Origin of the sequence: Bdellovibrio sp. HCB274, from assembly GCF_047306075.1 — a bacterium.
Taxonomy (GTDB): domain Bacteria; phylum Bdellovibrionota; class Bdellovibrionia; order Bdellovibrionales; family Bdellovibrionaceae; genus Bdellovibrio.
In genome coordinates this window covers 1,966,698-1,989,163 of sequence record NZ_CP178623.1, presented here as the reverse complement: position 1 = coordinate 1,989,163, position 22,466 = coordinate 1,966,698, and the positions used below count along the sequence as shown (strand labels likewise).

Below are 22,466 nucleotides of genomic sequence, written 5' to 3'. Positions count from 1 at the left end.
ATCTATCCTTTAAAGGCTTTTGTAAAAGGCATGAACCTTATCTAAAACAAATGAAACGTCCTCTTTCGTCAAATCCGCATACATCGGCATGCGCAGCATGCGATTCGCCAGATCATCGGTGACTTTCATTGAGCCCGCGACTCGGCCAAACTTCATGCCAGCAGGCGCTGAGTGAAGGGGAACATAGTGAGTGGTGGATTGGATCTCGTTTTCTTTTAAGAAAGCCCAAAGCTTTGCGCGCTCTTCGGCAGACTTGCAGATGAAATAATAAATATGAGCATTACCCTGGCAGTCACCCGGGATTTGCATGCGAGTCAGGTGCCCCTGCTTTTCCAGATCCGCAAATCCCTGATGGTACTGATTCCAGTGAGCAATTCTTTGCGCAGTGATTTTTTCGCCGTCTTCAAGTTGCGCATACAAAAACGCCACCGCAAGTTCTGACTGCAGGTAAGAAGAACCCTTATCCTGCCAAGTGTACTTATCCACCTGACCGTTTAGAAACTGCTGACGGTTCGTACCTTTATCGCGCACGATTTCAGCGCGTGCGACAAAGCGTGGATCATTAATAACCAAGGCTCCACCTTCACCGCAGACGATGTTTTTAGTCTCATGGAAGCTGTAAGCGGCCATATGTCCCCAAGCTCCCGTGGGTTTACCTTTATAAGAGGAAAAAATAGCCTGAGCCGCATCAGCGACAACGATAAAGCCATGCTTTTCAGACAAGGCCATGATGCGATCCATTTCGCAGGAAACACCGGCATAATGCACGGGCATGACCACTTTGGTTTTCGAGGTCAGTGCTTTTTCCATCGCATCGACATCCATGTTCAAAGTCTTTGGATCGACATCGACAAAAACAGGAGTTGCGCCATAAAGCGCAATCACGTTGGCTGTGGAAGTGAAAGTGAAAGAGGGCAGGATGACCTCATCGCCCGGGCCGATGTTGGCTAAAACCATGGCCATCTCCAAAGCGGATGTACAGCTTGGAGTTATCACGGCCATCTCACAACGGAGGTGGTTCTTAAACCATTCGACTACTTTTTTGTTGAAAGCTCCCTCGCCAGACAGTTTGCGATTAGCAATGGCTTGGGAAATGTATTTTTCTTCGTTGTGACTATGCGGGGGCAAGTTAAATGGAATTTTCATGCCCCACAATATTAGTACTATTATTTAACGGACGGCAACGGATTAAAAGCCGTCCGTAGTGCCTACTTTTCCTCTGGAATCATCTTCATCAAAAGGAATCATGTCAGCGGCGCTGCTGCTCTGCGCCTTTTTAGGAGCGGAGGCTTTTGCCACTTTGTGGTCAGCTTTTTTAACGGGTTTAGCTTTAAACTCCACCACGTTATTAGGCGTGACCGCTTTTTTAGGGGAGTCATGTCTTGAAGTTTCGGTCGCTTCAATAATTTCGGTATCACCGGTAACAATTCTGTTCAAATCCTGTACCAGACGGCGCATTAGTTCAGCCTGGGCAGAGATCTCTTCAGAAGAGGCCGCGATTTCTTCAGAAGAAGCCGCATTGCCTTGAACGCTGGCATCTAATTGATTCATCGCCTGGGAAATCTGGGAGATTCCGGTTGTTTGCTCAGAACTTGCTGCCGAGATTTCATTATTAAGGTCAGAAACCTTTTTAACTGAATTTACGATAGTGTTCAGAACTTCAGCAGAGCGGTCTGCGACTTTTCCACCGTTGTCGACCTGATTCACGCTCTCTTTAATAAGAGAAGAAATGTCTTTCGCCGCCACAGCAGAGCGTTGCGCCAAGGCGCGAACTGCTTCAGCAACGACCGCGAAACCTTTACCTTGTTCCCCAGCGCGAGCTGCCTCAACCGCTGCATTGAGTGCAAGCAAATTCGTTTGGAAAGCGATATCGTCGATCACGTTGATGATCTCTTCGATCTTTTTGGAAGACTGAGAGATACCCTGCATAGAGTGAATCAAATCCGCCATTTCTTTTTGTCCATCCTCTGCAGAATCTTTAGAAGTCTGGGACAAAGTCGCCGCTTGTTTCGCGTTATCAGAGTTCATCTTAACCATCGAAGACATCTCTTCAAGGGAAGCCACAGTCTCTTCTAAAGAAGCAGCGGATTCTGTAGAAGAAGTTGATAGAGTCTGACCTGCAACGGAAAGCTGAGTGATCGCGGAAGCCACCTGGTTACCTGATTCAGTCAATTTGGCAGAAATGTCGCTGACAGTATTGGAAACACGGTAAGCAATCCACATTAAGATACCAAACAAGGCAAAAGCACTGAATGCTGCAATTAGAATCAGCATCTGAGTCATTGCTTTGCGATCTTTAACCTGTTGTTCGTTTTGAATGTTGGCTTGTTCCTGGTAATGCTTGAAATTCTTTTCAGACATTTTTTGAACTTCCAGAGCCAAAAGATGCCACTCACCACCATTTAATGATGTGCGGGCTTTTTCATCGTCCTCAGGAGTTTGCTTAGCTAAAAGTGCCATCATCGCTTCAGTTGTGGAGTAGAATTTGTCTTTGTTTCCTTTCACAACTTGATAGTTAGCGGTTTCGACTTCGTCGAACGGAGTTTTTTCGTAGTAATCTTGAGCTGCTTTGAAGTCATCCCAGGCTGCAACCGTCTTTTTAATGAAGACTTCGCGTGACGCACCATGTGTTCCCAAAGATGCCCAGAAAAAATATCCGACGCGTGCGCGCTGCATTGCAAGCTGCCCGAGTGCATCCATATTAGGCACCATATCGGTGTAAGCAGAGTTCAACATCGTTCCCAATTTGTTTGTGCTATTGAGTGCGATAACAGTCATCACTGCAAAAGCAATCACCGGTAAAAACGCAGACAGCAGCAGTTTTCCACGCAATCCACGGAACCAAGATTTCAAATTATTCATAAACTAGTCTCTCCCTCAAAATGCTTATCGAAAATTTTTGACGACTTCTTAACTCGCTTTTGTATGAGAGAAATTCTTCTGGACGGTAGGCTTGCGGTCAGACTAACAAATGTTACTGCCATGCAGCAGGACGAAAGTTTTATATTTGTAATTGTTCCCGAAGTAAGGGTAGCATTTTTTCAACGTCTAGACTCAAGGAGGGGAGTAGTCATGACAAATAAGGTATTGTTGCGCGGTTTGGCCGCTGTTGCATTGATCGCATCGGTAGGTTTCACAACTCAGCACACGCATTCAGAAGGTTGCCACGGTTTCGTTCCTGAAAACAGCATGTACATTCCAGTTGGTATGTTTGCTACAGGTGGTATCACTCAAGAACAATTTAACGATGTGATGGATCGTATCGAAAAGATCTACACTCCAGAAGTTGAAGCAGCTGGCGACAAGCTACGCGTCAACCGTTTGTGGACTGATGGAACTGTAAACGCATCTGCACAACGTTCTGGTAACACACGCATCCTTAATATGTACGGCGGTTTGGCTCGTCACCAAGCAATTGGTTACGAAGGTATGGCTTTGGTTGCCTGCCACGAAATGGGTCACCACAATGCTGGCGCTCCTAAAATCGACAGCTGGTACGGCGGTTCATGGGCTTCTAACGAAGGTGCATCTGACTATTTCGCATCTTTGAAATGCCTTCGCTTGTTGTTTGCACAAGACGACAACGCAGCCATCGTTTCCACTATGACTATCGATCCACTTGCTAAAGCTGGTTGCGAAGCTCAGTACTCTAACATCAACGATCAGTTGATCTGCATGAGAATCACTGAAGCTGGTCAACAAGTTGCAAACTTGTTCATGGATCTTGGTAAAGACAAAGTTCCTGCGAAATTCGCTACTCCAGATAAAACTGTAGTACGTCGCACTGACAACTCTCACCCGAAAACTCAATGCCGCTTGGATACTTACTTCCAAGGTGCTTTGTGCCCGGTTGCGATTGGCGACAAATTGTCTGATACAGACTACAAAGCTGGTTCTTGCTACAGCCCACGTGACGCTGTTGGTACAAGACCTCTTTGCTGGTTTGCACCAAACTAGTTGTTAAGAACAACTTAAAATCAAAAAGCCGATGTTCATGTAACATCGGCTTTTTTTATTTCTTTCGTTGTGTTCGTATCTGAAGGTGCTAGCCTTTTTACTATGAACAAGAAAAAGATTATCCCGATAGTAGTCATCGTCGTTCTGATCGTTGCCGCTTTTTTGATTCGTCAGTATGTTTTCGGTTCAAGCTTCAGGTATGCCGGAACGGTGGAAGTGACCAAGGTGGATATTCCAGCACGGGTGCAAGCCGTGATCGACACTCTTCCGGTGAAGGAAGGGATGGTTGTTGAAAAAGGCCAAAAACTTCTGTCCTTGTCTTGTGAAGAATTAAAAATCAGTTACCGTCTCGCTTTAAGTACATTCAATCGCAGTGATAAGCTTTATCGTGGCGGAAATATTTCTGCCGAAGCTTATGATCAATCCCGCGCCAAAAAAGACGATCTGCAAACCCGCGTGCAATGGTGCGAGGTTGTTTCCCCGCTCAAAGGAACTGTCCTGACCAAATACTTTGAAGAGGGCGAGATGGTAAACCCGGGTGCGAAGCTATTCACCGTGGGAAATCTTGAAGAGGTCTATGCGTATTTTTATCTTCCCCATGATGAAATTTCCAATCTGAAAGTAAACCAGCAAGTGGAAGCCCATCTGCCCGAGATGGATGACAGGTCTTTTCCGGGAGTGATCGAGTTTATCAATCCCGATGCAGAATTTACTCCCAAGAACGTGCAAACCCGGGAAGAGCGCACACGCCTGGTGTATGGGGTGAAAATCAGATTCGCAAATCCTGAAGGAATTCTTAAACCCGGAATGACGCTGGAATGGAAATAACGGTCCAGGATCTTTTTAAAAAAATGAAAAAGGTCCCGGCACTGAAGGGACTTTCCATGCAGTTCGGACACGGACTGGTTCATGGTATCATCGGCCCCGAGGGCGCTGGTAAAACAACCCTGATGCGCCACTTGATGGGACTACTTAAACCCGATCAAGGACAGATTAAGTATTTTAACAACGGCATTGAGCAGTCTTTCTCTGAAGTTCGCCGAAATCTTGCCTACATGCCACAGACGCAAAGTCTTTATGGTGAATTGAGTATTCACGAGCATCTGGAATTTTTTAAAACTCTCTATGGACTTGAAGATGCCGCGTACCACGAGCGCCGGCAGAAGTTGCTGGCAATGACCCGGTTGGATCGCTTCGAGGACCGCCTGGCTTCCCAACTTTCCGGTGGGATGTATAAAAAGCTGGGACTCATTTGCTCACTGCTGGCTTCACCGGAAGTTTTGTTTCTGGACGAGCCCACCAACGGAGTCGATCCCTTAAGTCGCAGGGATTTCTGGAAGCTTTTGTACGAGTTTCGGGATCAGGAAGGTATTACGATTCTAGTGACTACGTCCTATATGGACGAAGCACTGAAATGCGAAGACGTGCATTTACTCTTTGATGGTAAGACTCTGCTTGAAGGCCCACCGGACAAAATTTTGAAACAGGAAAAATGTGAAACCTTCGACGAGGTGTTCTTGCGTTATGATTCCTCACTGGATACGCAAGGGGAGGTTCGGTGAATTCCGTCGAAGTGAAAGATCTTTCAGTTAAGTTTGGGGATTTCTATGCCGTTCGCGATGTCTCCTTTGCGGTTTCAGCGGGGGAGATCTTTGGCTTCTTAGGAGCAAACGGTGCCGGCAAAACCACGACGATTCGTGTGTTGTGTGGGCTGCTAACGCCTTCAGAGGGCGATGCCCACGTCTGCGGTATTGATGTGCGCACGGATTCATTGGAAGTGAAAAAACAAGTGGGTTACATGTCGCAAAAGTTCACACTTTATGACGACATGACCGTCGCCGAGAATCTTTCCTTCACTGCCTCTTTACGCAAACTCGATGATGTGCGCTTTAAAACTCAAAAAGAAAAGCTTTTGCATTTTATTAAGTTTCAGCGCGATGAAAACACCATGGTCAGGGATCTGCCGGGTGGAATTAAACAACAAGTCAGCCTGGTCGCTTCTGTGTTACATGATCCCCAGGTGGTTTTTTTGGACGAACCCACGGCCGGTGTAAGCCCCGCATTTCGTCAGCGCTTTTGGAGTTTGATCCGTGAGCTTGCGGAAAGTGGAAAAACAGTTTTCGTGACCACTCACTACATGGACGAAGCTGAACAGTGCGGGCGCATCGCTTTAATGAAAGATGGCGAGCTGATTGCGCTGGATTCACCAGTTAATTTAAAAAAGCATTCTTTCCCCCATAAGAGTCCCAAACACGTGACCCTGGAAGATGTTTTCATTGCCCAGGTTGAAGGCGGTGGTAAATGAGGGGCTCTGTCTGGGCGGTGGCGGTAAAAGAGGTTTTTCAGATCGTGCGCGATCCCTTCACGATGGCGGTGGCCATTGTAATGCCGATTGTGATGGTGTTGTTCTTTGGTTTTGCGATTGAATTTAATATGGATAAAATTCCGCTCGCGGTTTTTGATGGCAGCAAGACCGCTGAGTCCCGAATCCTGATTGATTCCTTTGTCAGTTCAAAATATTTCGTGCCGAAAGCCGTTTACAGTCCTGCTCATGCAATTGAAACTTTGGATGGTGGACGATCCAAGACTGCGCTAATTATCAAGCCTGAGTTTGCGCGAAACCTCACACCCTTTCGACAGTCTGAAGTGCAGATCCTGATAGATGGCGCTGACAACTCATCAGCAGGCTCTGTGATTGGCTACCTTGCAGGTGTGCAGCAGCTTTCCATGCATAAGTTATTTCCTGCAGCGGATTTAAAAAATCCCGTGGAGATTCATTCAAGGTTTTTATTTAATCCTGAACTGAACAGTCAGTGGTTCGTGGTGCCGGGACTGGCCGCCGTAATTATCGCAGTTCTTTCTATTTTACTGACCGCATTGACCGTGGCGCGTGAATGGGAAAATGGCTCCATGGAGCTATTATTAGGAACGCCGGTCAGACCTTTTGCAATTATTGTGGGTAAACTTTTACCTTACGCGGTGATGGGAATTGTTTCGATCATCTTTGTTTTTATGATGTCAAAGCTCGTCTTTAACGTGCCTTTTCGGGGGAGCTTTATTTTATACATGCTCTCGGCTTTGATTTTTCTATGCACTTATCTGGCGCAGGGTTTGTTGATTTCTGTTTTAACCCGCAGTCAGCAGTTAAGTATGCAGTTTGCGATGTTATCAGGGCTTCTTCCGTCGATGCTGCTATCCGGATTTATTTTTCCAACAGAACACATGCCGCCGTTTTTTTACTATTTCACCATGATTTTGCCAGCTCGCTGGTTTATTGAAATCAGTCGTCAGTTGTTTTTGCAGGGCAGTGGCTTTATGCAGATTCTGCCGTCATTCGGAATGCTGTGCCTTTTGCTTTTGGTGCTCTTGGCGATTGCGACCAAGAAATTTAAAAAGGATGTCGAGCCATGAAAACACTTTGGGGTTTCATGAAAAAGGAGATGCGCCAGACTTTGCGTGATCCGCGCATGCGCATCCTGCTTTTTGTTGCTCCGTGCATTCAGCTTACTATTTTTGCCACCGCTTTATCGACTGAGGCACGTAACATAAGACTTAGTGTCTTTGGTGCGCCGACGGATTCTGCGTTAATGAATCTGTATCGCGACTGCATCGCTTCGGGCTGGTTTATTCCGGCTAAGGTCAGTACCTCCGATCCTTTTAAACAGGTTCAGGGCGGGGAAGCTGATGCCGTGCTTGTTGCGCCCCCAGGAGGCCTTGATAAAAGCATCGGTCGCGGTGAGGGTCGCTTGCAGCTTTTAATCAACGCAACCAACGTCACCCGTGGGCAAAGTATTGAACGCTACGTAAATGCCATTCAATTGGAGCGATCGCAGAAGGAAGTCCAGATTCAGCTGCCGCTGAAGTTTGATGTGCGGGTTCTTTATAACCCGGCAATGCGTACGGCCTTGTTTCTGGTTCCGGGCGTGATGAGTATGCTGGTTTGTTTAATTACGATTTTGCTGACCAGTATGTCGATCACGAAAGAAAAAGAACTGGGAACCTTTGAAACGTTGATTGCCGCTCCTGTGAAGCCGGAAGAAGTCATCATGGGAAAAACCATTCCCTATGTGTTGCTGGGAATGAGTAATATACCGCTGATATTAGCGGTGGCGGTCTTCGTTTTTGATGTGCCAATGCGGGGCAATTTATTGGTATTGATGCTGGCTTCGATGATGTTTGTCTGCTGTACCGTGGGTATTGGTCTGTTGATTTCAACTCTGGCTAAAAATCAGCAGCAATCCATGATGGGCGGATTTTTGTTTTTACTGCCGGCAATGCTGCTTTCAGGGCTGGCTTTTCCGATAGAGAACATGCCGTGGGCGATGCGCATGTTTTCCTATATTAATCCCATAACGTATTACATCGATCTTTTAAGGAACATCATGCTTAAGGGCGGGGATGCGAATCTGATCATGGTGGATGTCACCGTGCTTGCCGCGATGGCCATTGCAGCCATCGCGTTTAGTTGGCAGCGTTTCAAAACCACGCTTTAGTGGTGGTGATGGCCTTCTTCTTTTTTCTCTTCAGGCTTTGCTTCTTTCGACATACGGCTGATCACTGGGAAGTTCACAGTTTGCTCTTTGTCGTTAACCATTAGCTTGATCGCGATAGTTTGTTTTTCCTGAACTGGCTTAGTCGCATCAAATAGCATGATGTGATTGCCGCCTGGTTTTAGCTCCAGAGTTTGACCCGCTTGAATTTTGTACATTTCCATTTTAGTCATCGTCATGCGGCCGTTCTTTTCAGAAGACTCATGAAGTTCAACCGCTTTGAATGGTTTTGCTTCAACGATTTTTACTGTTACTTCTGATTTGGAAGTGTTTTTGATTGTTCCAAAGCCTGCTGTTGTGTTTGTGCCCTTAATAGGTGCAAATACATGAGGATTGGAAATTTCGATGTCCGCCGCAAAAGCTGCAGAGGAAACCAAAACCATAACTGCTGACAAGATCATAGACTTCATAGGTTCTCCTTAATTTTTTCAACAATAGATTGAGCGGATCGTGGGTTCGGTAAAGTATCCAGCACGATGCCTTTTTTATTCAAGAAATAAATGCGATCTGTATGGGAGATCGAATAACCCAAATAAGACTTTGGATCTTTTTCTTCGATATAGCTTGCGGCAAACTGGTGAACGGCGAAATCGATACTCTGCTTAGTTCCACTTAGACCGATAAAGCCCGGGTCAAACTGTTTAGCATAGACTGCCACGTTTTCCGGGGTGTCGTTGGCAACATCAACACTTACAAAAATAAGTCGGATGTTTTCGCGTTCCTTATCAGTCAGGAATTTTAGTGCCTCGGCAGAATAAGACAAAGCCATGGGACAGACATCAGGACACTTTGCATAACCAAAATACAGCAAATTCAATTTTTTGGGCTCATCGGAAAACTTCCAGGAAGCCCCGTTGTAGTTTGCCTGAAAATCACCGCCCAGTTCAGGTTGACGATTTTGATAGTGATTAAGTGCAAACAGCAGCGCAATGGCCAGGAAGGCAGAAAATATCGATGCAAGGATGATGTGCTTTTTAATGATGTCCCCCAAGGATGCTATGGGTTTAACTCATAGCATCCAGGGAGTCACGAGCCAACGCAACAAAGTGCTGCTGTTGTGCTAGTTAACGTTACTAAAGGCTTCCAGATATGGAGCGGGCAGGCGACGGGTCAGATCAGGAATAGTTTGAATGTCTTTGCGTACCGCCTTACGGAATTCTGCAAAGATCTCCGGCATTGCCTCCAAAGAGCGTCCCAGGTCATGACGAACCACGTGGGTTGCCTTGATTAATGGAATCTTACGGAAGAATGAATTTACGAAGTCCATCTTGCTCATATGCTGATATTCGGCTGAAAACTTCACATGAAATGGAATATCAGTATTGAACGGAACTAACCAGGTCGCTGCGAAAACCCCTTTGGGTGCCCGACCATACAAAGCTGCCATCAGGATTTCTTTAACGGATTCACGAACGGCATTTTCTGGTTGCAGGCGCACCGGGTCCAGCGGGTTGCTATCGATATGCAAATGACCATCCCCCCGTGTTGTCCACTGGTCACCGTAAGAGTTGGCAACCGGAAGTCCCACTTCGCGTCCCGTGTGCAGGTCGATACTTTCATTATCATGCAGTAGCATGGTTACCAAATCACCACGGTTCTTTTTTAAGAAGCCTTTAAAGTTCTCTTTACCCCATTGCGCGGTTTGCACCCGAGGCACGCGCACATGTCCTGATGAAAAAGCATCCGTCAGATAGTGATCGGCAAATGCATTTACGATCATGGCTTGTTGATACAGCTCCATGCTCTTTTCAGGATTCGATTCGCGAAGTTCGAAAGACTTCAGTGCCTTATCGATCGCTTCCTGATGATAGCGAACATAGTCTTTCATGTTGTACCAGCCAAAGTGATTGTAGTTCTTGGTCACGACACCCAGATACTTTGGCATTGAGAAAAACGTCGCAAGGCTGTTGCAGGTTTTAGGCTTGTCGCCGTGAATTTCCGCATGGGTACATTTGATCACATGCTTAATACCTTTGCGGCGATCTGAATAGAACTCACCGGGGCTATTGTAAAAGTCTGCTGCCATCAATACTTCGCCGTATGCAAATTCGATTTTGCCATCACCGCGTGGAATATTTGCGATCGGGCATTTTGCTTTACTGATTCCCAGATCGCGGCACGCGTTCAGTGCACCGCTTTCGCCTAGGGATAGATGCTCACTACCTGCCCATAAGATTTCAATTGTGTGATCGGTGGTCTGTGCGCTGGCCGTGAAAGATGACAATGAAGCCGCGAATACAAGACCTTTCATCCAAAAGCCGATTTTCATAACGTCCTACCTTTTGAAAGATGTAGGTAGAAGATCGGCTTTTGCTGAAATCTGATGAAATTTTCGGATTAAATTTGGACTTAGTGCTGAAAGACCTTAGAGCAGCTTCGCGGCATGACCTGAAGCTTTTGTTCGACGGCTTTTTTCACAATGCGGAATCCCAGTTCGTTCTCCATAAACTCTGGATGGAATTGTAATAAGATACCTCGACCATTTTTAAATTCCGTCGCCTCAGTCACGCCATCAGCCGCTGTGGCAGCCAATTCCAGCATACCGCCGGGTCTAAACTGAACAGCCTGGTGATGAAGGGAGTTAACAAATAGTTTGTTGGAATCCGCAGGTAAAAGGGAAGCGAGTATGCCATGTGAAGTTTTCTTTACCTCTATGTCGTGCCAGTCTTCGGCATGAGGAAGTTTCGGTCCGACTTGAATTGGGACATCCTGCAAAAGTTTATAACCCAGGGCCACAGAAGTGATTTGCGATCCCCGGCAAACAGCAAGTATGAAACCTCTTTCGCTCGCAACATAGTTTTTGATTAAGGCAATTTCGAACTGATCCCTGGCTGGGATCGTGTTGCGGGAATGATAGTTGTCTTTCTTATAAAGGGAAGGCTCGACATCATCGCCACCCATCGGCACCATCAGGGGGAAATTGGCAGAGATTTTATCAAACAGAGTGCGCGTTTCATTCTGTGTTAAACCCAGATTGGCATTCATCGGCAGAATGAAGGATTGATGCCCATTTCGCGCGAAAAGTTTTTTGAAGTTATTTACGCGGGCCGAGTCGGGACCGTAGTCCTTGGGAAGATTTGCGATCAATAGGGCGCGGGATTCACGGTCACCTTTTAAAAGTTCAAATTTACCAGTGGCAGTTGCCGGGCGCTGTCCGCTGAAAAGCTCCATTAAATCGGGATTGCGTTCTAAATTCTGTAAGTATCTTTCCGCTGCCGCTTCGGGAGATTCGCCAGACTTCACAGGAAGAATTAAAGGGGCGATGATTCCCGTCGGCGGAGTCCAGGCATACAAATGGATATCAGCGGCACTGGCTACGGCCGTGCAAATGGAACCTAAAATAAGAGCGCAGAAAAATCGGACATTTTTCATATCTGATTTGGATTTCAAGAAAAATACCATCTCGTTTACGATGGGATAACAACAGATTGTTTCTGGGAAAGAAGGACCGTCTCATTTTAAGACACAGGCGCAATTTCGGCTACGACTGTAAAAAAAAAGACCGGGTGCACTCCCGGTCTTTTTCGTCAGAACATTTTTAAATAATTTTAGAACATACCCGGTTTTGCGCCACCAGCTCTTTGCACAAACGGATAGTGCCATGGTGATGGTTTCGCTGTTTCATCAACAACGCTGGACGGAGTGCGCGGTTCTTCCTGTACAGGAACATAAGCACAAGCGCCCATACCCAGGATTGATAGTACTAGTGTCATCTTAGCTGCGAATTTTAACATACTGAACTCCTTGCTGAGGCTCCTGTTGGGAGCCGATGATTACCTATCGGCATCTTTCAGGACTTAAGAAGTGAAAAGAGGGAAAAAAGGAAAGTTTTTGTGATTAGAAACAAGATTGTATCACTTGGAGACTCTTCCCAGAGAAAGTATCGTGAATTCAAGCGGGGGAGGATGCCATGACTACGCTGGGTTTGTATATTCATCTGGAGGCGCTGCCGGGGCGTGAGTTCGAATTAGAATGTTTCTTGCGCGATGCTTTGCCTATAGTGCAGCAGGAAATGGGAACGACAGTGTGGTTCGCTTGTCGCATTTGTCCTTCGACTTTTGCGATCTTTGATGCCTTTGCCGATGAATACGCACGTCGTGCGCATCTTGAAGGTAAGGTTGCCGCAGCCTTGATTGCGCGTGCACCGGATCTTTTGGCTCGTCCACCGATTGTGGAGCGCATGGATATTCTGGCCGATAAAATTCCGGGCTCGATGACCTCCAAGGACGAAGTCGAAGAGGATCGTCCAGAGGCGGACTATCGAAGTCATATTTGATCCGGCTAAACCCTCCAAGGCCCTTTATAAATATGAAGATGCAACACTTTCCCTAGAGCGAAGGTCGGGAGCGCGTACTCTGTTTACCGCTCCCAGCAAGGGTTTGATAGCCTCTACTAAAGAGGTTGCATGAAAAAATTAATGTTCACATTGCTCGCGGGGATTTTGGTTTGTTCGGGTTGCAGTCGTTTGGATATCGCGTACCGCTGGGCGGATACGTATATCGCTTCTAAAGTGGACGACTATTTCGATATCTCCTCGGAGCAAAGCAAGGCTCTTAAAAAGGACATTAAAAAAGATCTATTGGAAATGAAGACGACGCTGTTGCCGGTATGGATGGAGCGTCTTGATAAAATCCAAAAAGATGTTGAAGGCGGGATCCTGACGGATCAAAAGGTCGCGGTTTATTTTGGTGCTTTCTTTAAAGACATCGATCAAATCAATTCCCATTTCAAAGTGACGGCCGTGGACTTTATCAGCTCCACCGATGCCAAGCAGATTGAATATTTCAAAAAATCGTTCTTTAAAAAGAACCAGGAAGATCTGGAAAAAGCCCAGGACACGGCAAAGCTTGAAAAGAAGTATCGTGAAAAATACGAAGACGTATTCAAAATGTTTGTGGGTTCTTTAACCGACCAGCAGAAGCAGTTCATTGCTGAAAACGTAAAAGCATCTCCTTATCCCGCAGAGCTAAAAGCCAAGAACAAAGCTTTCGTTTTTAAAGAGTTCATCTCCCATCAGGATTCCAAAGAAGGAATGAAAAACTTCGTTCAGCAGTACACTTCACAAGCTGACAAGTTTGATATGCCGGAGTATCGGACCGCTTATCAGCAGTATCAGGAAAAACTGCAAATCCTGATTTCTCAGATCATGATGAATCTGACGGAACGTCAGAAGCTTGCTTTAAAAGAGAATATCCTTCAGAAGTCCGAGCAACTGCGCACGATTTCCTCTCTGTAGGTGTAAGCATCCCATTTGCAATCTAAAGCCATGAGTTTCTTAATCTGGCTTAGTTGCAAATAAGGGAGTTCTTATGAAGAAAACAGTGACAGCTTTGGGCGTGATGGCAATGCTATTGACAGTTTCTGTGTCCCAGGCGGGAATGCTTACTCAGACTCAGGCAATGACCAAGGAGCAGGCTAAAAACGTGGCTATCGTTCATGCCCGCGTGATTGGTGCAGAGGCAGATATTCAGGCAGCGGCTCGTTTGGGTTACCTTCCCAAGTATTCAGTAAATTACGTGGCTCAGTTGAGATATGACGGTGATTCTTCGGGTCGCTATCAGGTGGTAGTGGATCGCACGGAAAGATATCGTCAGTGCAAGATCTCGATTACTATGAACGATGTTTCAGGCGCTTTGGAAAGCAAACAGATCACTTGTAACTAGTTATCTTGGAGTCTGAATTTCAGGAGGCGTCGTTATCGGCGCCTTTTGTGCGTCTTGTCCCAGAATATAGCCTGCAAAATAAGCAGAACAGCCGATTAGGGCCAAAATCATCCATTTTTTCGCGCGGCTCATCAAAATTGCTTTCATTTTTTTACTTTTAGCCGTTGACAAGGGACAGTGGCAACTGTAATTTTGGCTTCTCTTCGAGCGCGGGAGTAGCTCAGTTGATAGAGCGATGCCTTGCCAAGGCATAGGTCGCGGGTTTGAGCCCCGTCTCCCGCTCCAAATTTCCCTAAGAATTTTGGAGCAAACCGCACTTCGAAGATAAATTAAAAAATTAAAAAACCCCTAGTGAGAAATTACTAGGGGTTTTTGTTTTTTCAGCCCGTTAAGAAAATTGCTTGAGTACGTTGTTGTCATTTTCACTTCCGCAGCGGAAGTGAAAATAACCACAATGACTGCAGCTCGCAAATTCGAATCATACTAAGTCTACACTGCTTGCTGGGAGCGGATCGCCAACAACTTTCCGCTGTAGGTTCTAGTATACATCCTTGAAGGCCAAAATCTCTTTAAACTTAGTTTCATGATCATTTGGGAAGCCACATCGATCGGCAAAGTCATCGGCATCCTTGAAGGTGCCAAACATGCGATCCCATATAGTTAGATCCGAGTAGTTATACTTATGCACACCTAGTTGATGATGAATAGAATGATGTTCCGGTCTTTGAATGAAGTAACCGGTCCATTTAGGAGTTTTGATATTGGCGTGATAGAAGTATTCGCCAGTTGCAGCATATAGGGCGTACCAGGCCCCAGCCTCGGCGCTACCGCCAAAAACACAATAAATGATAAATCCAATGAGAATCGAATCAGCCGCGATCTCAACCGGATGCTTGTAGAATGAAGTCAATACTTCGATTCTAGATGGGCTGTGATGAAGCTGATGAAATATCAACCACCAGCCGTTGGCATGGCGGAGGCGATGCCACCAATAAAAGACGAAAGTTCCAATGAACCAAAAGAAAAATCCTTCTAAAGCAGGGGATGACCAGTTTCCAATTGGAAATAGGGTGTAGTCTCGAAAGAACTTGTTCCAAGTTAAGCCAGCGACACCTACCATAAGAAGTTGAACAAGATTAATTAAAATGGCTCTACCGTACCATCCCTTAGAATTCGGGAGTTCGCGTCCAGGGCGGATTCGTTCTAAAGCGAAAAAGAATAGCGTGCTCACGATAAGCAGAATCGAGGGAAGTGCTTGAGATGAAATTGTATTAGCCATATTAAAATTAAACCGAATAAACACTTAACTGTATACGCAAAAGTGTTTAAGCTAGGCCAATGTTTAAGAAGTTGGTCTGTATTCTTTTATCCATATCCATTTTGGCTTCGTGTGCTTCTATACCCACTCAATCGACTTATCATGGAATTGTGCGAGAGCCCGTAAAGGAACAGTATGATAACTGCATTGTACGTTTTGGAAAGTATGGACATCGTTATGAGGGGGGATTTCAGATAGCCGACGCAAACGATGAACGTATAACGGGCTTTACGCAAGACCTTGAGAAGAACATCCAGTTTAGGATGATTTGCCGGAATTACTCTATTGAGAAAGTTCAACGAGTAGCATTTAAAGATCCGATTACTCCGGAAAAACTTAAAAGTGTGATTGAGGAGTATGAAGGGGAGAGTAAAGTACCTGTGTTCTCTTTCTACAGTCGTTTTGGTCCTCATCACAGTCCGTACATGTATTGGTTTCTAGTCTATATCTTCAGTTTAGGATTTATTCCGTTGGGTTACCCAGAAGAAGATTCTTTCTGGGTTGTTAAGCATGAGCCAGGTCAAACAAAATCAGAGGCGAGAGTTGTTTCTAATTCTAGATTTAGATGGCTCTGGACTCCCTTCTACCTTTATCCATACTCCGAGAAAGGGAGAAGTGTGTTTTTGAATGACGATGTGAGAACTGAAGCACTCACAAAAGCTTTGAATGGATATTGAGAGGGTGACACTAATGAGGTCGCTCTTGAAGTCAGGAGTGACTTAGCTTCCTTAGTAATGCAACTTCCCGGATTGGGATAATCGAAATCGAACACCTCCGGCTATTTCCAAGTGTAATCACATTTCAAAAAACCCTCTTCAGTAAACAGAACTCGCATCCGATCAATTTGGCCACGTGATTGCGCAATGCAATTATCTAACAAAGACCTCTAGGGGAACGTATGCGAAGTAAGAGTCTTAATTTCAAGGTGGGATCAATCATTTCAATTCTGAGCGTGGGAGCGCTGGTAATCAGTTTTTTTGGAGTATCCAAAATGGCTGAAATCAACGAGACCTTTCAGGATTTTGCCAGTATCGATGTTAAGCGGGATCAACAGACCAGTGTGATTCTGGATTTTCAAAGGCAAACAAATTTAACCTTTAAAGACCTAATCATCGAGCGCGATATTGTTAAGATGAATGCGTTTGAAAAGAAAATCGGCGAATTAGAGCAATCTCTTTTAAAGTCTATAGATGACTATTCAGCGATTGCTTCAGACGAGGGCAAAGAGCTGGCGGTAAAGTATAGAGCTGACGCGACCAAGTGGTTTGCTGTCATGGGAGAAGCTATTGTTTTAGCCAAGCAAAATAAAGATGCTGAAGTGGCCGCTCTTCGGGAAAAAAACGAAACGGCACTTATCACGAGTATGCGTGGGTATATCAATCAAATGAATGCTCTTACTGCAGCAAGGCTTAATTCTTCGGTTGAAAAAGCTCAGGCAGCATATTTAAACGCCAAAACGGTTATGTGGGGATTAAGTGGTGCATGTATTCTGATTGGTGTAATGATTGCAATTGTGGTCATGCGCCAAATGAGTATCGTAATCCGCAATGTGATTTCAGATCTCACTGGTGGGGCAGAGCAAGTGGCATCAGCGTCCACTCAAATTGCTACGTCTGCCGTGCAGCTTTCTGAGGCTTCGACGGAGCAGGCCTCATCCCTTGAAGAAACGGTTGCGACCCTTGAAGAGCTTACTTCCATGGTGAAAGTGAATTCAGGTCACGCAAAAGAGGCGGCACATCTTTCTGAGTCTACACGAACCATCGCAAGTAAAGGGGAGTCAGAGTTAAAAAATCTGATTGGCTCTATGGCGGAAATTTCCAAGGACTCTAAAAAAATCGAAGAGATCATTAACGTGATTGACGACATCGCCTTTCAAACAAACTTGCTTGCTTTAAATGCTGCGGTGGAAGCCGCTCGTGCGGGTGAGCAGGGTAAAGGCTTTGCGGTGGTCGCTGAAGCTGTAAGAACTCTTGCTCAAAGAAGTGCTCTTGCGGCCAAAGACATTGCTGATTTGATTAAGGCAAGTGTCGAAAAGATTGATAAAGGAAGTGTTCAGGCCGGACAAAGTGGTAAAGTATTAGAAGAGATCCTTGTTTCCGTGAAAAAGGTTTCTGACATCAATGCAGAGATCTCCACAGCCAGCCAGGAACAGACAAACGGTATCGTGCAAATCAGTACTGCTATGAATCAGCTGGATCAGGTGACCCAAGTGAATGCGGCAAGCTCCGAGGAGGCGGCTTCGGCATCCGAAGAGCTTTCAGCGCAAGGTATTCAATTGATCAAAGCAGTGGATCTTTTAAATCACGCAATTTATGGCGGTGAAAGCAAAGCACAAGCGGCGCAACCGGCATCGGCATCTGCGGCAGTAAAAGCCCCGAAACGTGAAGCACCTAAGCAACCTCATCTCGCAAAGGTTATTCCAATGGATGCCAATGAGGAAATGGAATTTCAGAATCAAAAACGCGCTGTTGGCACGACTAATGGATTCTAATTAAGAGGTGATGAATGACCGCACAATATTTAACCTTTATAGTTGATGGGCAGATTTTTGGTCTGCCCATCGAAAAGATCAGGGAAATTAATAGTATCAGTGATATCACCAAGGTGCCCAATGCTCCACCCCATGTCGTGGGAGTGATGAACCTGCGTGGAAAGATAATCCCTGTCGCCGATTTGAATTTGCGGCTTAATGGGAGTCAGACTGTAAATTCCAAAGAAACATGCACAATCGTGGTTGATTTCGGAAGCGGACAAGTCGGCCTTATTGTGGATGCCGTTAACTCTGTGACGGATATTGAAGAAGCAAGCATCGATCGCAACCCAGTTAATCAGGAAGGGCGAAACTACATTAGTGGTGTCGCACCCATTGATTCAAAATTGGTATTACTAATGGATATAGATTCGTGTCTTTCAGAAGAAAGTAACGAATCGGTCTTAGAAGTGGCTGCTTAAGGAGTATAATGCTAAGCCTGTCCCCTCAAAGGCAGGCTTCTCCGTAACCGTTCCATTAATTACGAAGCTGATGATATGGATTTAGTAAATCTTACCATCTGTGAAAAGACTGAGTATTCAGTCCTTTTTTTATTTCACAGAATTCTCACGTTTCGGTATAGAGTCCATCTCTGATGGAGATTATGTATGAATAAAACTTTCCTGGCCTTTGTAGTCACGTTACTCTTGTCAGTCCTGGCTAGTGCGCAGCCTATTAAAGTGTTGTTTGTCGGGAATTCATTCACCTATGAGCCGGGCGATGTTTCTAATCCAGCTCTACCAGAAAATTTCAAAGCTATTGCGCTGGCCTTGCAGGCTGACGTTCAGGTTGATGCTATCGTTAAAGGTGGACAAACAATGAAGCGTCACTTTGACGAGGGTGAAGTAGCTAAAAAACTTCAATCTACCAAATATGATTACGTGATTCTTCAAGCGCAAAGTATTGAGCCCTTGGAGCTCCCAAAGTGTTTTCCAGACAACGGCGGTCCCATCGGGCGTTCGGAGTTTGTGGAATACGCTAAAAAGTTGATTACGCTAATTCAGAACAGTGGTGCGACGCCGGTGGTGTTTGCGCATTGGACTTACAAAAAGGATCATTCCTGGCTGCAAGCCAGCTTCCCTTGTTTGAAATTTGCTAGCAACGAAGTTCATGCCGGCAAAAATTGGTACGGGGCAGATCTGATAGAGTACCAAAACCTGCTTAATGAGGGCTTTACTCTGGCAACAGAAGGAAGTGCCAGCGTGATTCTGTCTAAAGTTGGCAATCAGTGGCAGGCCTTAATGGGGAGTGAGTTAGGCAACGTCCCAGATGCCGCTCTTTATCAGGAAGACAACTTCCACCCCACGACTGTAGGGTCTTTCTTCTCTGCAATGGTGCTTGCTCGCGATATTCTAAGTATCGATTTGAATCCTCTAACAAAGCATCCTGCCGATGTTACAGAGGCGCAGTTTCAGACAATGAAGAGGGTTCTAAGCGTTCCCTAAAGCCAAAATTGGAGTCAGAGTTTCGGGTAGGTCCAGCTTCTGTGATACGTTTCCTTTTGGTCAGGAGCTGAATTTTAGTTCATAATATCCCTGATAAAGTTAATATAGTTTATCACGAAAAACTGGGCCTTCTCCCGTTATGGAAAAGGGAAGCTTCGACTTCACCAAGGGTAGCTAAGATGTTGATTCAATGTCTGGAATGTAAAAAGGAAGTCTCTGATCAGGATGAGTTTTGCCCGGATTGTGGTTTTAAGGGCGATCAGCGGGCCTATGCCGTTAACTATGCTGGTAAGGATACGGGAAAAAAGGGGAGCGAAGATCTTCAGAAAAACCCTGTCTACGTCGTTTTACTGGTCATTTTATTGAGCTTCGTGGCTCTGTCAGTATTTTTACTTCGCCGAATCCTGTTAATGTAACAAGGATTCACCCAAGCCAAACAGCAAACCTTAGCGCCTGGCTTTTCTCTCCGACGCATTCAAAACGTCGTCGTTCATTTCCAGCAAAAGAAGTTTCTTTCTTAGGTCTTCCTTCGACTTCGGTAAAGACACGTTCGCGTAAAGAACCAACAGGACAAAGTAATCCGATTGTCTTTCCGTGAACAGCAGGGCCTTTGAGATATCACAGGCTTTTTCGACCGAAAGATTTCTTTTGCCGTTTAGGATTGCTGAAAGCATGGCTGGGGAGATTTTAATCTGACGAGCCATGGCCCGAAGGGAGTATAGCGGATCGTTCTGTATGCGCGATTTTAATTCCTGATTTAATAGTTCGCGGTAAGTGATTGATACCATCGGTTGCCTCTGCTTCATGTTGATAATGAAAGCGTGGCATTTGGCATTTAGGGAGGCAAGCAGGTGAGAAATTATCCGCACTCAAATGTGCACACTAAAATGAATGTGCGTTCGTTGATCGTCAGTCTTTTTTACTTACACTGAAGTTTCTTAGAATATAGAAACCGAAATACATCCCATTGAACAGAATCAAAGCGATAATGTCTTCAAAGACCAGAGGAGCCGGGCGGGTAACCAAAGAATAAATAAGAAAGCAATTGATCGCCAGCACACCCAGGGTGATTAGAATCTTTTTTGCGGTTACATGTTTTTTAAAAAATTCCGGCATAACGACAATTCCTTTCTTCCCATAAGATTAGGAGCTATCGCGTATAAAACGCAAGAGTGTTTATGGCACTCTAATTCTCAAAAAATTATCAGTTAGATGAAGCAGAGCGGCTGAAAAACACCGCCCAAAGACGGACAAAGTTTGGTTTGTCCCGGGTTTGTCTGGACAAAGTCTGCCCTGTCCAGGAATCGAAATAAGGCTCTTTATTTGGAATTTACATTTCCCGGGAAAAAGCGGAAACACCGTCTCGTTCCAAACGATTTAGTTTTAAAAACAAAAACACTTATTACCTTAAAGGGGAATAAAATGAAAAAATTCGTAGCAATGATCGCTCTATTGGCTGGTTCTACTGCAATGGCTCACACTGCAGACACTTCTTGGGAAGTTCTTGAAAAAGACCCAACAATCAAAATCGAAGCTGGCACTGTATTCATGGGTTCTGCAATTGACTACACTTTCGTGTGTGTTGATGGCGCTAACCTACGCACTAAAAAGCCAGTAGCTCAATACGATGTTATCACTATCGGTGACAACTACCGTAAAGAAGTTTACAAAGGTTCTAAATACCTAACTACTCCAATCAACTACACTCGCACTGCTTGGGAATGTGACTGGAACGTTAACGGTAAACACCGCACTTGCGCAGACAAAGTAGTTTCTGGTTCATACCCATTGACTGTAACTGCTAAAGTTTCCAAAGTTCTTAACACTAAGAACGGTTACGAAAAATTCTTGTTCAACAAGCAATTGTCTGTTCCAAACTGCCGCTAATTGCAGTAGGGAGCTTTCTGGGGCTTAACGCTAAGTCCCAGAAAATTTTGTCTCGTTGCATTGAACCCCTTCCTGAGATAGTGAAAGCCATCAAAATTGAAGGGGATCAATGGAGATTCAAAGCGCCGAACTTAAACCTGCTGTAAGCACAATACCGGACCAGGTGTCCCAGGATATTGAAGCTTACTTGTTGCGTTTTAAGGACCCTAAAAAGGGTCTGAGCATGCTTGCGACGAAGTCCCGGATCCACGTAAAGACCCTGAACAGATTGCGAGAAAAAACTCACAATCCTAATTATACAACTCTTTACAAACTGTACTCCTGCTTATTGGAAACAAGTGATTTAAACCACTTGGTCGAAAAAACGCCTCCGTTGGTTCGCGAAAAGCTCGAGAAATCAGATCCTCAATTAAAGTCTTCGCCTCTTCATCGCTTCAGTTTTGATCTTGAAGCAGATTTGCAAAAAGATCCTTGTTTCACAGAGCTTTATGTTTTGTCTGAAACACGCCCTTTCGACGCCAGTTTCGTTCAACAGAGATTCGGTTCTTATGGTCTCAGCGTGCTCGAACGCATGGTAGACCTTAAAGTTCTCCGACCCCTCGGGAATGGACTTTACGGTCAAGGTGAGGTGAGAGCACCATTTTCTTCCACAACTATTAAATCGGTTGGGGTAAGACTCACAGAGCGATTTTTAAAGCCGGAGAATTCCGACGTGAATTTCGCAAACTTTATGTCCGTTTACTTCGAAAACGTAAGTGAAGAGACATATCGTGAATGGATTTTGATTGAAGAGCGCGCTTTTAAAGAACGCGTGAAACTGCTTGAGAAACCGCAAGCAAAAGGAACTATCCCGGTTTTTGCGTTTACCGCAATAGATACTCTTTTGGAGAGCGAATCATGAAACTATTTATCGCACTATTAATTGCTTCTATCCTTGTTGTTGGCGCAGGCCAAAGTGCACATGCCGGTGGCGGTTCTTCTGGTGGTTCTGGTAACCAACCTCCCCACGGTACTGGTCGCTAGGCGATCCTTTATATATTTAATTTATAATTTCAAAAACCCGGAGCAGAGATGTTCCGGGTTTTTCTTTTTCTGTTGCCTGAATTTGCAACAGTA

At 45.2% G+C, this 22,466-nt stretch carries 28 protein-coding genes and 1 tRNA gene; 18 read left to right on the top strand and 11 right to left on the bottom strand.

Features of this window, described 5'->3' with window-relative positions; genetic code table 11:
- Positions 1 to 9: 9 nt before the first annotated feature.
- Both rffA and ACLWNV_RS09770 read right to left on the bottom strand, forming a co-directional pair.
- Positions 10 to 1,146: a dTDP-4-amino-4,6-dideoxygalactose transaminase gene (gene rffA / locus ACLWNV_RS09775; RefSeq protein WP_413584201.1), complete on the bottom strand. Its 1,137-nt coding sequence runs from the start codon at positions 1,144 to 1,146 to the stop codon at positions 10 to 12.
- Positions 1,147 to 1,188: 42 nt separating this feature from the next.
- Positions 1,189 to 2,862 carry a methyl-accepting chemotaxis protein gene (locus ACLWNV_RS09770; protein WP_413584200.1) on the bottom strand — a complete coding sequence of 558 codons (1,674 nt, stop codon included), beginning with the start codon at positions 2,860 to 2,862 and terminating at the stop codon, positions 1,189 to 1,191.
- Between the two features lie 210 nt (positions 2,863 to 3,072).
- Between ACLWNV_RS09770 and ACLWNV_RS09765 the strand changes: the two genes are divergently transcribed.
- From ACLWNV_RS09765 to ACLWNV_RS09740, 6 genes are all read left to right on the top strand, one after another.
- Positions 3,073 to 3,957 (top strand): hypothetical protein, encoded by an 885-nt coding sequence (locus ACLWNV_RS09765; protein ID WP_413584199.1) that lies wholly within the window; start codon positions 3,073 to 3,075, stop codon positions 3,955 to 3,957.
- 102 nt (positions 3,958 to 4,059) lie between these two features.
- The gene (locus ACLWNV_RS09760; protein ID WP_413584198.1) at positions 4,060 to 4,785 is read left to right on the top strand and encodes an efflux RND transporter periplasmic adaptor subunit; all 726 of its coding nucleotides are present in this window, start codon (positions 4,060 to 4,062) and stop codon (positions 4,783 to 4,785) included.
- The gene (locus ACLWNV_RS09755) at positions 4,776 to 5,519 is read left to right on the top strand and encodes an ABC transporter ATP-binding protein (protein ID WP_413584197.1); all 744 of its coding nucleotides are present in this window, start codon (positions 4,776 to 4,778) and stop codon (positions 5,517 to 5,519) included. Before ACLWNV_RS09760 ends, ACLWNV_RS09755 begins: the two co-directional genes overlap by 10 nt.
- Positions 5,516 to 6,262 carry an ABC transporter ATP-binding protein gene (locus ACLWNV_RS09750; protein ID WP_413584196.1) on the top strand — a complete coding sequence of 249 codons (747 nt, stop codon included), beginning with the start codon at positions 5,516 to 5,518 and terminating at the stop codon, positions 6,260 to 6,262. Before ACLWNV_RS09755 ends, ACLWNV_RS09750 begins: the two co-directional genes overlap by 4 nt.
- Complete coding sequence (locus ACLWNV_RS09745; protein ID WP_413584195.1) at positions 6,259 to 7,368, top strand: ABC transporter permease; 1,110 nt, start codon at positions 6,259 to 6,261, stop codon at positions 7,366 to 7,368. Before ACLWNV_RS09750 ends, ACLWNV_RS09745 begins: the two co-directional genes overlap by 4 nt.
- Positions 7,365 to 8,450, top strand: coding sequence for an ABC transporter permease (locus tag ACLWNV_RS09740; protein ID WP_413584194.1), 1,086 nt, complete (start codon positions 7,365 to 7,367; stop codon positions 8,448 to 8,450). The genes ACLWNV_RS09745 and ACLWNV_RS09740 overlap by 4 nt, the downstream gene beginning before the upstream one ends.
- On the opposite strand, the gene ACLWNV_RS09735 is transcribed toward ACLWNV_RS09740, so the two are convergent.
- From ACLWNV_RS09735 to ACLWNV_RS09715, 5 genes are all read right to left on the bottom strand, one after another.
- Positions 8,447 to 8,917 carry a copper chaperone PCu(A)C gene (locus ACLWNV_RS09735; protein ID WP_413584193.1) on the bottom strand — a complete coding sequence of 157 codons (471 nt, stop codon included), beginning with the start codon at positions 8,915 to 8,917 and terminating at the stop codon, positions 8,447 to 8,449. The genes ACLWNV_RS09740 and ACLWNV_RS09735 overlap by 4 nt on opposite strands.
- Complete coding sequence (locus ACLWNV_RS09730; RefSeq protein ID WP_413584192.1) at positions 8,914 to 9,498, bottom strand: SCO family protein; 585 nt, start codon at positions 9,496 to 9,498, stop codon at positions 8,914 to 8,916. The genes ACLWNV_RS09735 and ACLWNV_RS09730 overlap by 4 nt, the downstream gene beginning before the upstream one ends.
- 69 nt (positions 9,499 to 9,567) lie before the next feature.
- On the bottom strand, positions 9,568 to 10,776 hold the full coding sequence (locus ACLWNV_RS09725; RefSeq protein WP_413584191.1) for a hypothetical protein: 1,209 nt from the start codon (positions 10,774 to 10,776) through the stop codon (positions 9,568 to 9,570).
- A gap of 80 nt (positions 10,777 to 10,856) precedes the next feature.
- The gene (locus ACLWNV_RS09720; RefSeq protein WP_413584190.1) at positions 10,857 to 11,879 is read right to left on the bottom strand and encodes a gamma-glutamyl-gamma-aminobutyrate hydrolase family protein; all 1,023 of its coding nucleotides are present in this window, start codon (positions 11,877 to 11,879) and stop codon (positions 10,857 to 10,859) included.
- Between the two features lie 176 nt (positions 11,880 to 12,055).
- Positions 12,056 to 12,241, bottom strand: a complete 186-nt coding sequence (locus ACLWNV_RS09715; RefSeq protein ID WP_413584189.1) for a hypothetical protein — start codon at positions 12,239 to 12,241, stop codon at positions 12,056 to 12,058.
- 176 nt (positions 12,242 to 12,417) lie between these two features.
- On the opposite strand from ACLWNV_RS09715, the gene ACLWNV_RS09710 reads away from it, so the two are divergent.
- The 3 genes from ACLWNV_RS09710 to ACLWNV_RS09700 all read left to right on the top strand — a co-directional run bounded on the left by ACLWNV_RS09710 (position 12,418) and on the right by ACLWNV_RS09700 (position 14,170).
- Positions 12,418 to 12,783: a putative quinol monooxygenase gene (locus tag ACLWNV_RS09710; protein WP_413584188.1), complete on the top strand. Its 366-nt coding sequence runs from the start codon at positions 12,418 to 12,420 to the stop codon at positions 12,781 to 12,783.
- 129 nt (positions 12,784 to 12,912) lie between these two features.
- Positions 12,913 to 13,743 (top strand): DUF6279 family lipoprotein, encoded by an 831-nt coding sequence (locus ACLWNV_RS09705; RefSeq protein WP_413584187.1) that lies wholly within the window; start codon positions 12,913 to 12,915, stop codon positions 13,741 to 13,743.
- Positions 13,744 to 13,816: 73 nt separating this feature from the next.
- On the top strand, positions 13,817 to 14,170 hold the full coding sequence (locus tag ACLWNV_RS09700) for a hypothetical protein (RefSeq protein WP_413584186.1): 354 nt from the start codon (positions 13,817 to 13,819) through the stop codon (positions 14,168 to 14,170).
- Here ACLWNV_RS09700 and ACLWNV_RS09695 read toward each other — a convergent pair whose 3' ends face one another.
- The gene (locus ACLWNV_RS09695) at positions 14,171 to 14,317 is read right to left on the bottom strand and encodes a hypothetical protein (RefSeq protein WP_413584185.1); all 147 of its coding nucleotides are present in this window, start codon (positions 14,315 to 14,317) and stop codon (positions 14,171 to 14,173) included.
- A gap of 62 nt (positions 14,318 to 14,379) precedes the next feature.
- Here ACLWNV_RS09695 and ACLWNV_RS09690 point away from each other — a divergent pair.
- Positions 14,380 to 14,455, top strand: a tRNA-Gly gene (locus ACLWNV_RS09690).
- 253 nt (positions 14,456 to 14,708) lie between these two features.
- Here ACLWNV_RS09690 and ACLWNV_RS09685 read toward each other — a convergent pair.
- The gene (locus ACLWNV_RS09685; protein WP_413584184.1) at positions 14,709 to 15,449 is read right to left on the bottom strand and encodes a sterol desaturase family protein; all 741 of its coding nucleotides are present in this window, start codon (positions 15,447 to 15,449) and stop codon (positions 14,709 to 14,711) included.
- 59 nt (positions 15,450 to 15,508) lie between these two features.
- Here ACLWNV_RS09685 and ACLWNV_RS09680 point away from each other — a divergent pair, with 59 nt between their 5' ends.
- From ACLWNV_RS09680 to ACLWNV_RS09660, 5 genes are all read left to right on the top strand, one after another.
- A complete protein-coding gene (locus ACLWNV_RS09680; RefSeq protein WP_413584182.1) occupies positions 15,509 to 16,165 on the top strand; it encodes a hypothetical protein in 657 nt (218 codons plus the stop codon).
- 221 nt (positions 16,166 to 16,386) lie between these two features.
- Complete coding sequence (locus tag ACLWNV_RS09675) at positions 16,387 to 17,979, top strand: methyl-accepting chemotaxis protein (protein ID WP_413584181.1); 1,593 nt, start codon at positions 16,387 to 16,389, stop codon at positions 17,977 to 17,979.
- 14 nt (positions 17,980 to 17,993) lie between these two features.
- Entirely contained in the window at positions 17,994 to 18,440 is a 447-nt protein-coding gene (locus tag ACLWNV_RS09670) for a chemotaxis protein CheW (protein ID WP_413584179.1), read from the top strand.
- A 186-nt stretch (positions 18,441 to 18,626) separates the two neighbouring features.
- Positions 18,627 to 19,463, top strand: coding sequence for a hypothetical protein (locus ACLWNV_RS09665; RefSeq protein ID WP_413584178.1), 837 nt, complete (start codon positions 18,627 to 18,629; stop codon positions 19,461 to 19,463).
- Between the two features lie 179 nt (positions 19,464 to 19,642).
- Positions 19,643 to 19,879, top strand: coding sequence for a hypothetical protein (locus tag ACLWNV_RS09660; RefSeq protein WP_413584177.1), 237 nt, complete (start codon positions 19,643 to 19,645; stop codon positions 19,877 to 19,879).
- A gap of 30 nt (positions 19,880 to 19,909) precedes the next feature.
- Here the strand turns inward: ACLWNV_RS09660 and ACLWNV_RS09655 are convergent, their stop codons facing one another.
- Both ACLWNV_RS09655 and ACLWNV_RS09650 read right to left on the bottom strand, forming a co-directional pair.
- Complete coding sequence (locus tag ACLWNV_RS09655; protein WP_413584176.1) at positions 19,910 to 20,269, bottom strand: helix-turn-helix domain-containing protein; 360 nt, start codon at positions 20,267 to 20,269, stop codon at positions 19,910 to 19,912.
- 103 nt (positions 20,270 to 20,372) lie between these two features.
- Positions 20,373 to 20,579, bottom strand: coding sequence for a hypothetical protein (locus ACLWNV_RS09650; RefSeq protein ID WP_413584175.1), 207 nt, complete (start codon positions 20,577 to 20,579; stop codon positions 20,373 to 20,375).
- A gap of 306 nt (positions 20,580 to 20,885) precedes the next feature.
- Between ACLWNV_RS09650 and ACLWNV_RS09645 the strand changes: the two genes are divergently transcribed.
- The 3 genes from ACLWNV_RS09645 to ACLWNV_RS09635 all read left to right on the top strand — a co-directional run bounded on the left by ACLWNV_RS09645 (position 20,886) and on the right by ACLWNV_RS09635 (position 22,373).
- On the top strand, positions 20,886 to 21,350 hold the full coding sequence (locus ACLWNV_RS09645) for a hypothetical protein (RefSeq protein WP_413584174.1): 465 nt from the start codon (positions 20,886 to 20,888) through the stop codon (positions 21,348 to 21,350).
- A gap of 109 nt (positions 21,351 to 21,459) precedes the next feature.
- Entirely contained in the window at positions 21,460 to 22,251 is a 792-nt protein-coding gene (locus tag ACLWNV_RS09640; protein WP_413584173.1) for a hypothetical protein, read from the top strand.
- Complete coding sequence (locus ACLWNV_RS09635) at positions 22,248 to 22,373, top strand: hypothetical protein (protein ID WP_413584172.1); 126 nt, start codon at positions 22,248 to 22,250, stop codon at positions 22,371 to 22,373. The genes ACLWNV_RS09640 and ACLWNV_RS09635 overlap by 4 nt, the downstream gene beginning before the upstream one ends.
- The last annotated feature ends 93 nt before the right edge of the window (positions 22,374 to 22,466 follow it).

Bases quoted from the DNA above. Each gene is read 5' to 3' on its own strand.
- ACLWNV_RS09645 (WP_413584174.1), top strand. From the start codon at position 20,886: ATGAAAAAATTCGTAGCAATGATCGCTCTATTGGCTGGTTCTACTGCA.
- ACLWNV_RS09715 (WP_413584189.1), bottom strand. From the start codon at position 12,241: ATGTTAAAATTCGCAGCTAAGATGACACTAGTACTATCAATCCTGGGT.
- ACLWNV_RS09700 (WP_413584186.1), top strand. From the start codon at position 13,817: ATGAAGAAAACAGTGACAGCTTTGGGCGTGATGGCAATGCTATTGACA.
- ACLWNV_RS09725 (WP_413584191.1), bottom strand. From the start codon at position 10,776: ATGAAAATCGGCTTTTGGATGAAAGGTCTTGTATTCGCGGCTTCATTG.
- ACLWNV_RS09745 (WP_413584195.1), top strand. From the start codon at position 6,259: ATGAGGGGCTCTGTCTGGGCGGTGGCGGTAAAAGAGGTTTTTCAGATC.
- ACLWNV_RS09650 (WP_413584175.1), bottom strand. From the start codon at position 20,579: ATGCCGGAATTTTTTAAAAAACATGTAACCGCAAAAAAGATTCTAATC.
- ACLWNV_RS09720 (WP_413584190.1), bottom strand. From the start codon at position 11,879: ATGAAAAATGTCCGATTTTTCTGCGCTCTTATTTTAGGTTCCATTTGC.
- ACLWNV_RS09665 (WP_413584178.1), top strand. From the start codon at position 18,627: ATGAATAAAACTTTCCTGGCCTTTGTAGTCACGTTACTCTTGTCAGTC.
- ACLWNV_RS09695 (WP_413584185.1), bottom strand. From the start codon at position 14,317: ATGAAAGCAATTTTGATGAGCCGCGCGAAAAAATGGATGATTTTGGCC.
- ACLWNV_RS09740 (WP_413584194.1), top strand. From the start codon at position 7,365: ATGAAAACACTTTGGGGTTTCATGAAAAAGGAGATGCGCCAGACTTTG.
- ACLWNV_RS09680 (WP_413584182.1), top strand. From the start codon at position 15,509: ATGTTTAAGAAGTTGGTCTGTATTCTTTTATCCATATCCATTTTGGCT.
- ACLWNV_RS09685 (WP_413584184.1), bottom strand. From the start codon at position 15,449: ATGGCTAATACAATTTCATCTCAAGCACTTCCCTCGATTCTGCTTATC.
- rffA (WP_413584201.1), bottom strand. From the start codon at position 1,146: ATGAAAATTCCATTTAACTTGCCCCCGCATAGTCACAACGAAGAAAAA.
- ACLWNV_RS09765 (WP_413584199.1), top strand. From the start codon at position 3,073: ATGACAAATAAGGTATTGTTGCGCGGTTTGGCCGCTGTTGCATTGATC.
- ACLWNV_RS09675 (WP_413584181.1), top strand. From the start codon at position 16,387: ATGCGAAGTAAGAGTCTTAATTTCAAGGTGGGATCAATCATTTCAATT.
- ACLWNV_RS09770 (WP_413584200.1), bottom strand. From the start codon at position 2,862: ATGAATAATTTGAAATCTTGGTTCCGTGGATTGCGTGGAAAACTGCTG.
- ACLWNV_RS09735 (WP_413584193.1), bottom strand. From the start codon at position 8,917: ATGAAGTCTATGATCTTGTCAGCAGTTATGGTTTTGGTTTCCTCTGCA.
- ACLWNV_RS09635 (WP_413584172.1), top strand. From the start codon at position 22,248: ATGAAACTATTTATCGCACTATTAATTGCTTCTATCCTTGTTGTTGGC.
- ACLWNV_RS09755 (WP_413584197.1), top strand. From the start codon at position 4,776: ATGGAAATAACGGTCCAGGATCTTTTTAAAAAAATGAAAAAGGTCCCG.
- ACLWNV_RS09705 (WP_413584187.1), top strand. From the start codon at position 12,913: ATGAAAAAATTAATGTTCACATTGCTCGCGGGGATTTTGGTTTGTTCG.
- ACLWNV_RS09760 (WP_413584198.1), top strand. From the start codon at position 4,060: ATGAACAAGAAAAAGATTATCCCGATAGTAGTCATCGTCGTTCTGATC.
- ACLWNV_RS09670 (WP_413584179.1), top strand. From the start codon at position 17,994: ATGACCGCACAATATTTAACCTTTATAGTTGATGGGCAGATTTTTGGT.
- ACLWNV_RS09640 (WP_413584173.1), top strand. From the start codon at position 21,460: ATGGAGATTCAAAGCGCCGAACTTAAACCTGCTGTAAGCACAATACCG.
- ACLWNV_RS09710 (WP_413584188.1), top strand. From the start codon at position 12,418: ATGACTACGCTGGGTTTGTATATTCATCTGGAGGCGCTGCCGGGGCGT.
- ACLWNV_RS09655 (WP_413584176.1), bottom strand. From the start codon at position 20,269: ATGAAGCAGAGGCAACCGATGGTATCAATCACTTACCGCGAACTATTA.
- ACLWNV_RS09660 (WP_413584177.1), top strand. From the start codon at position 19,643: ATGTTGATTCAATGTCTGGAATGTAAAAAGGAAGTCTCTGATCAGGAT.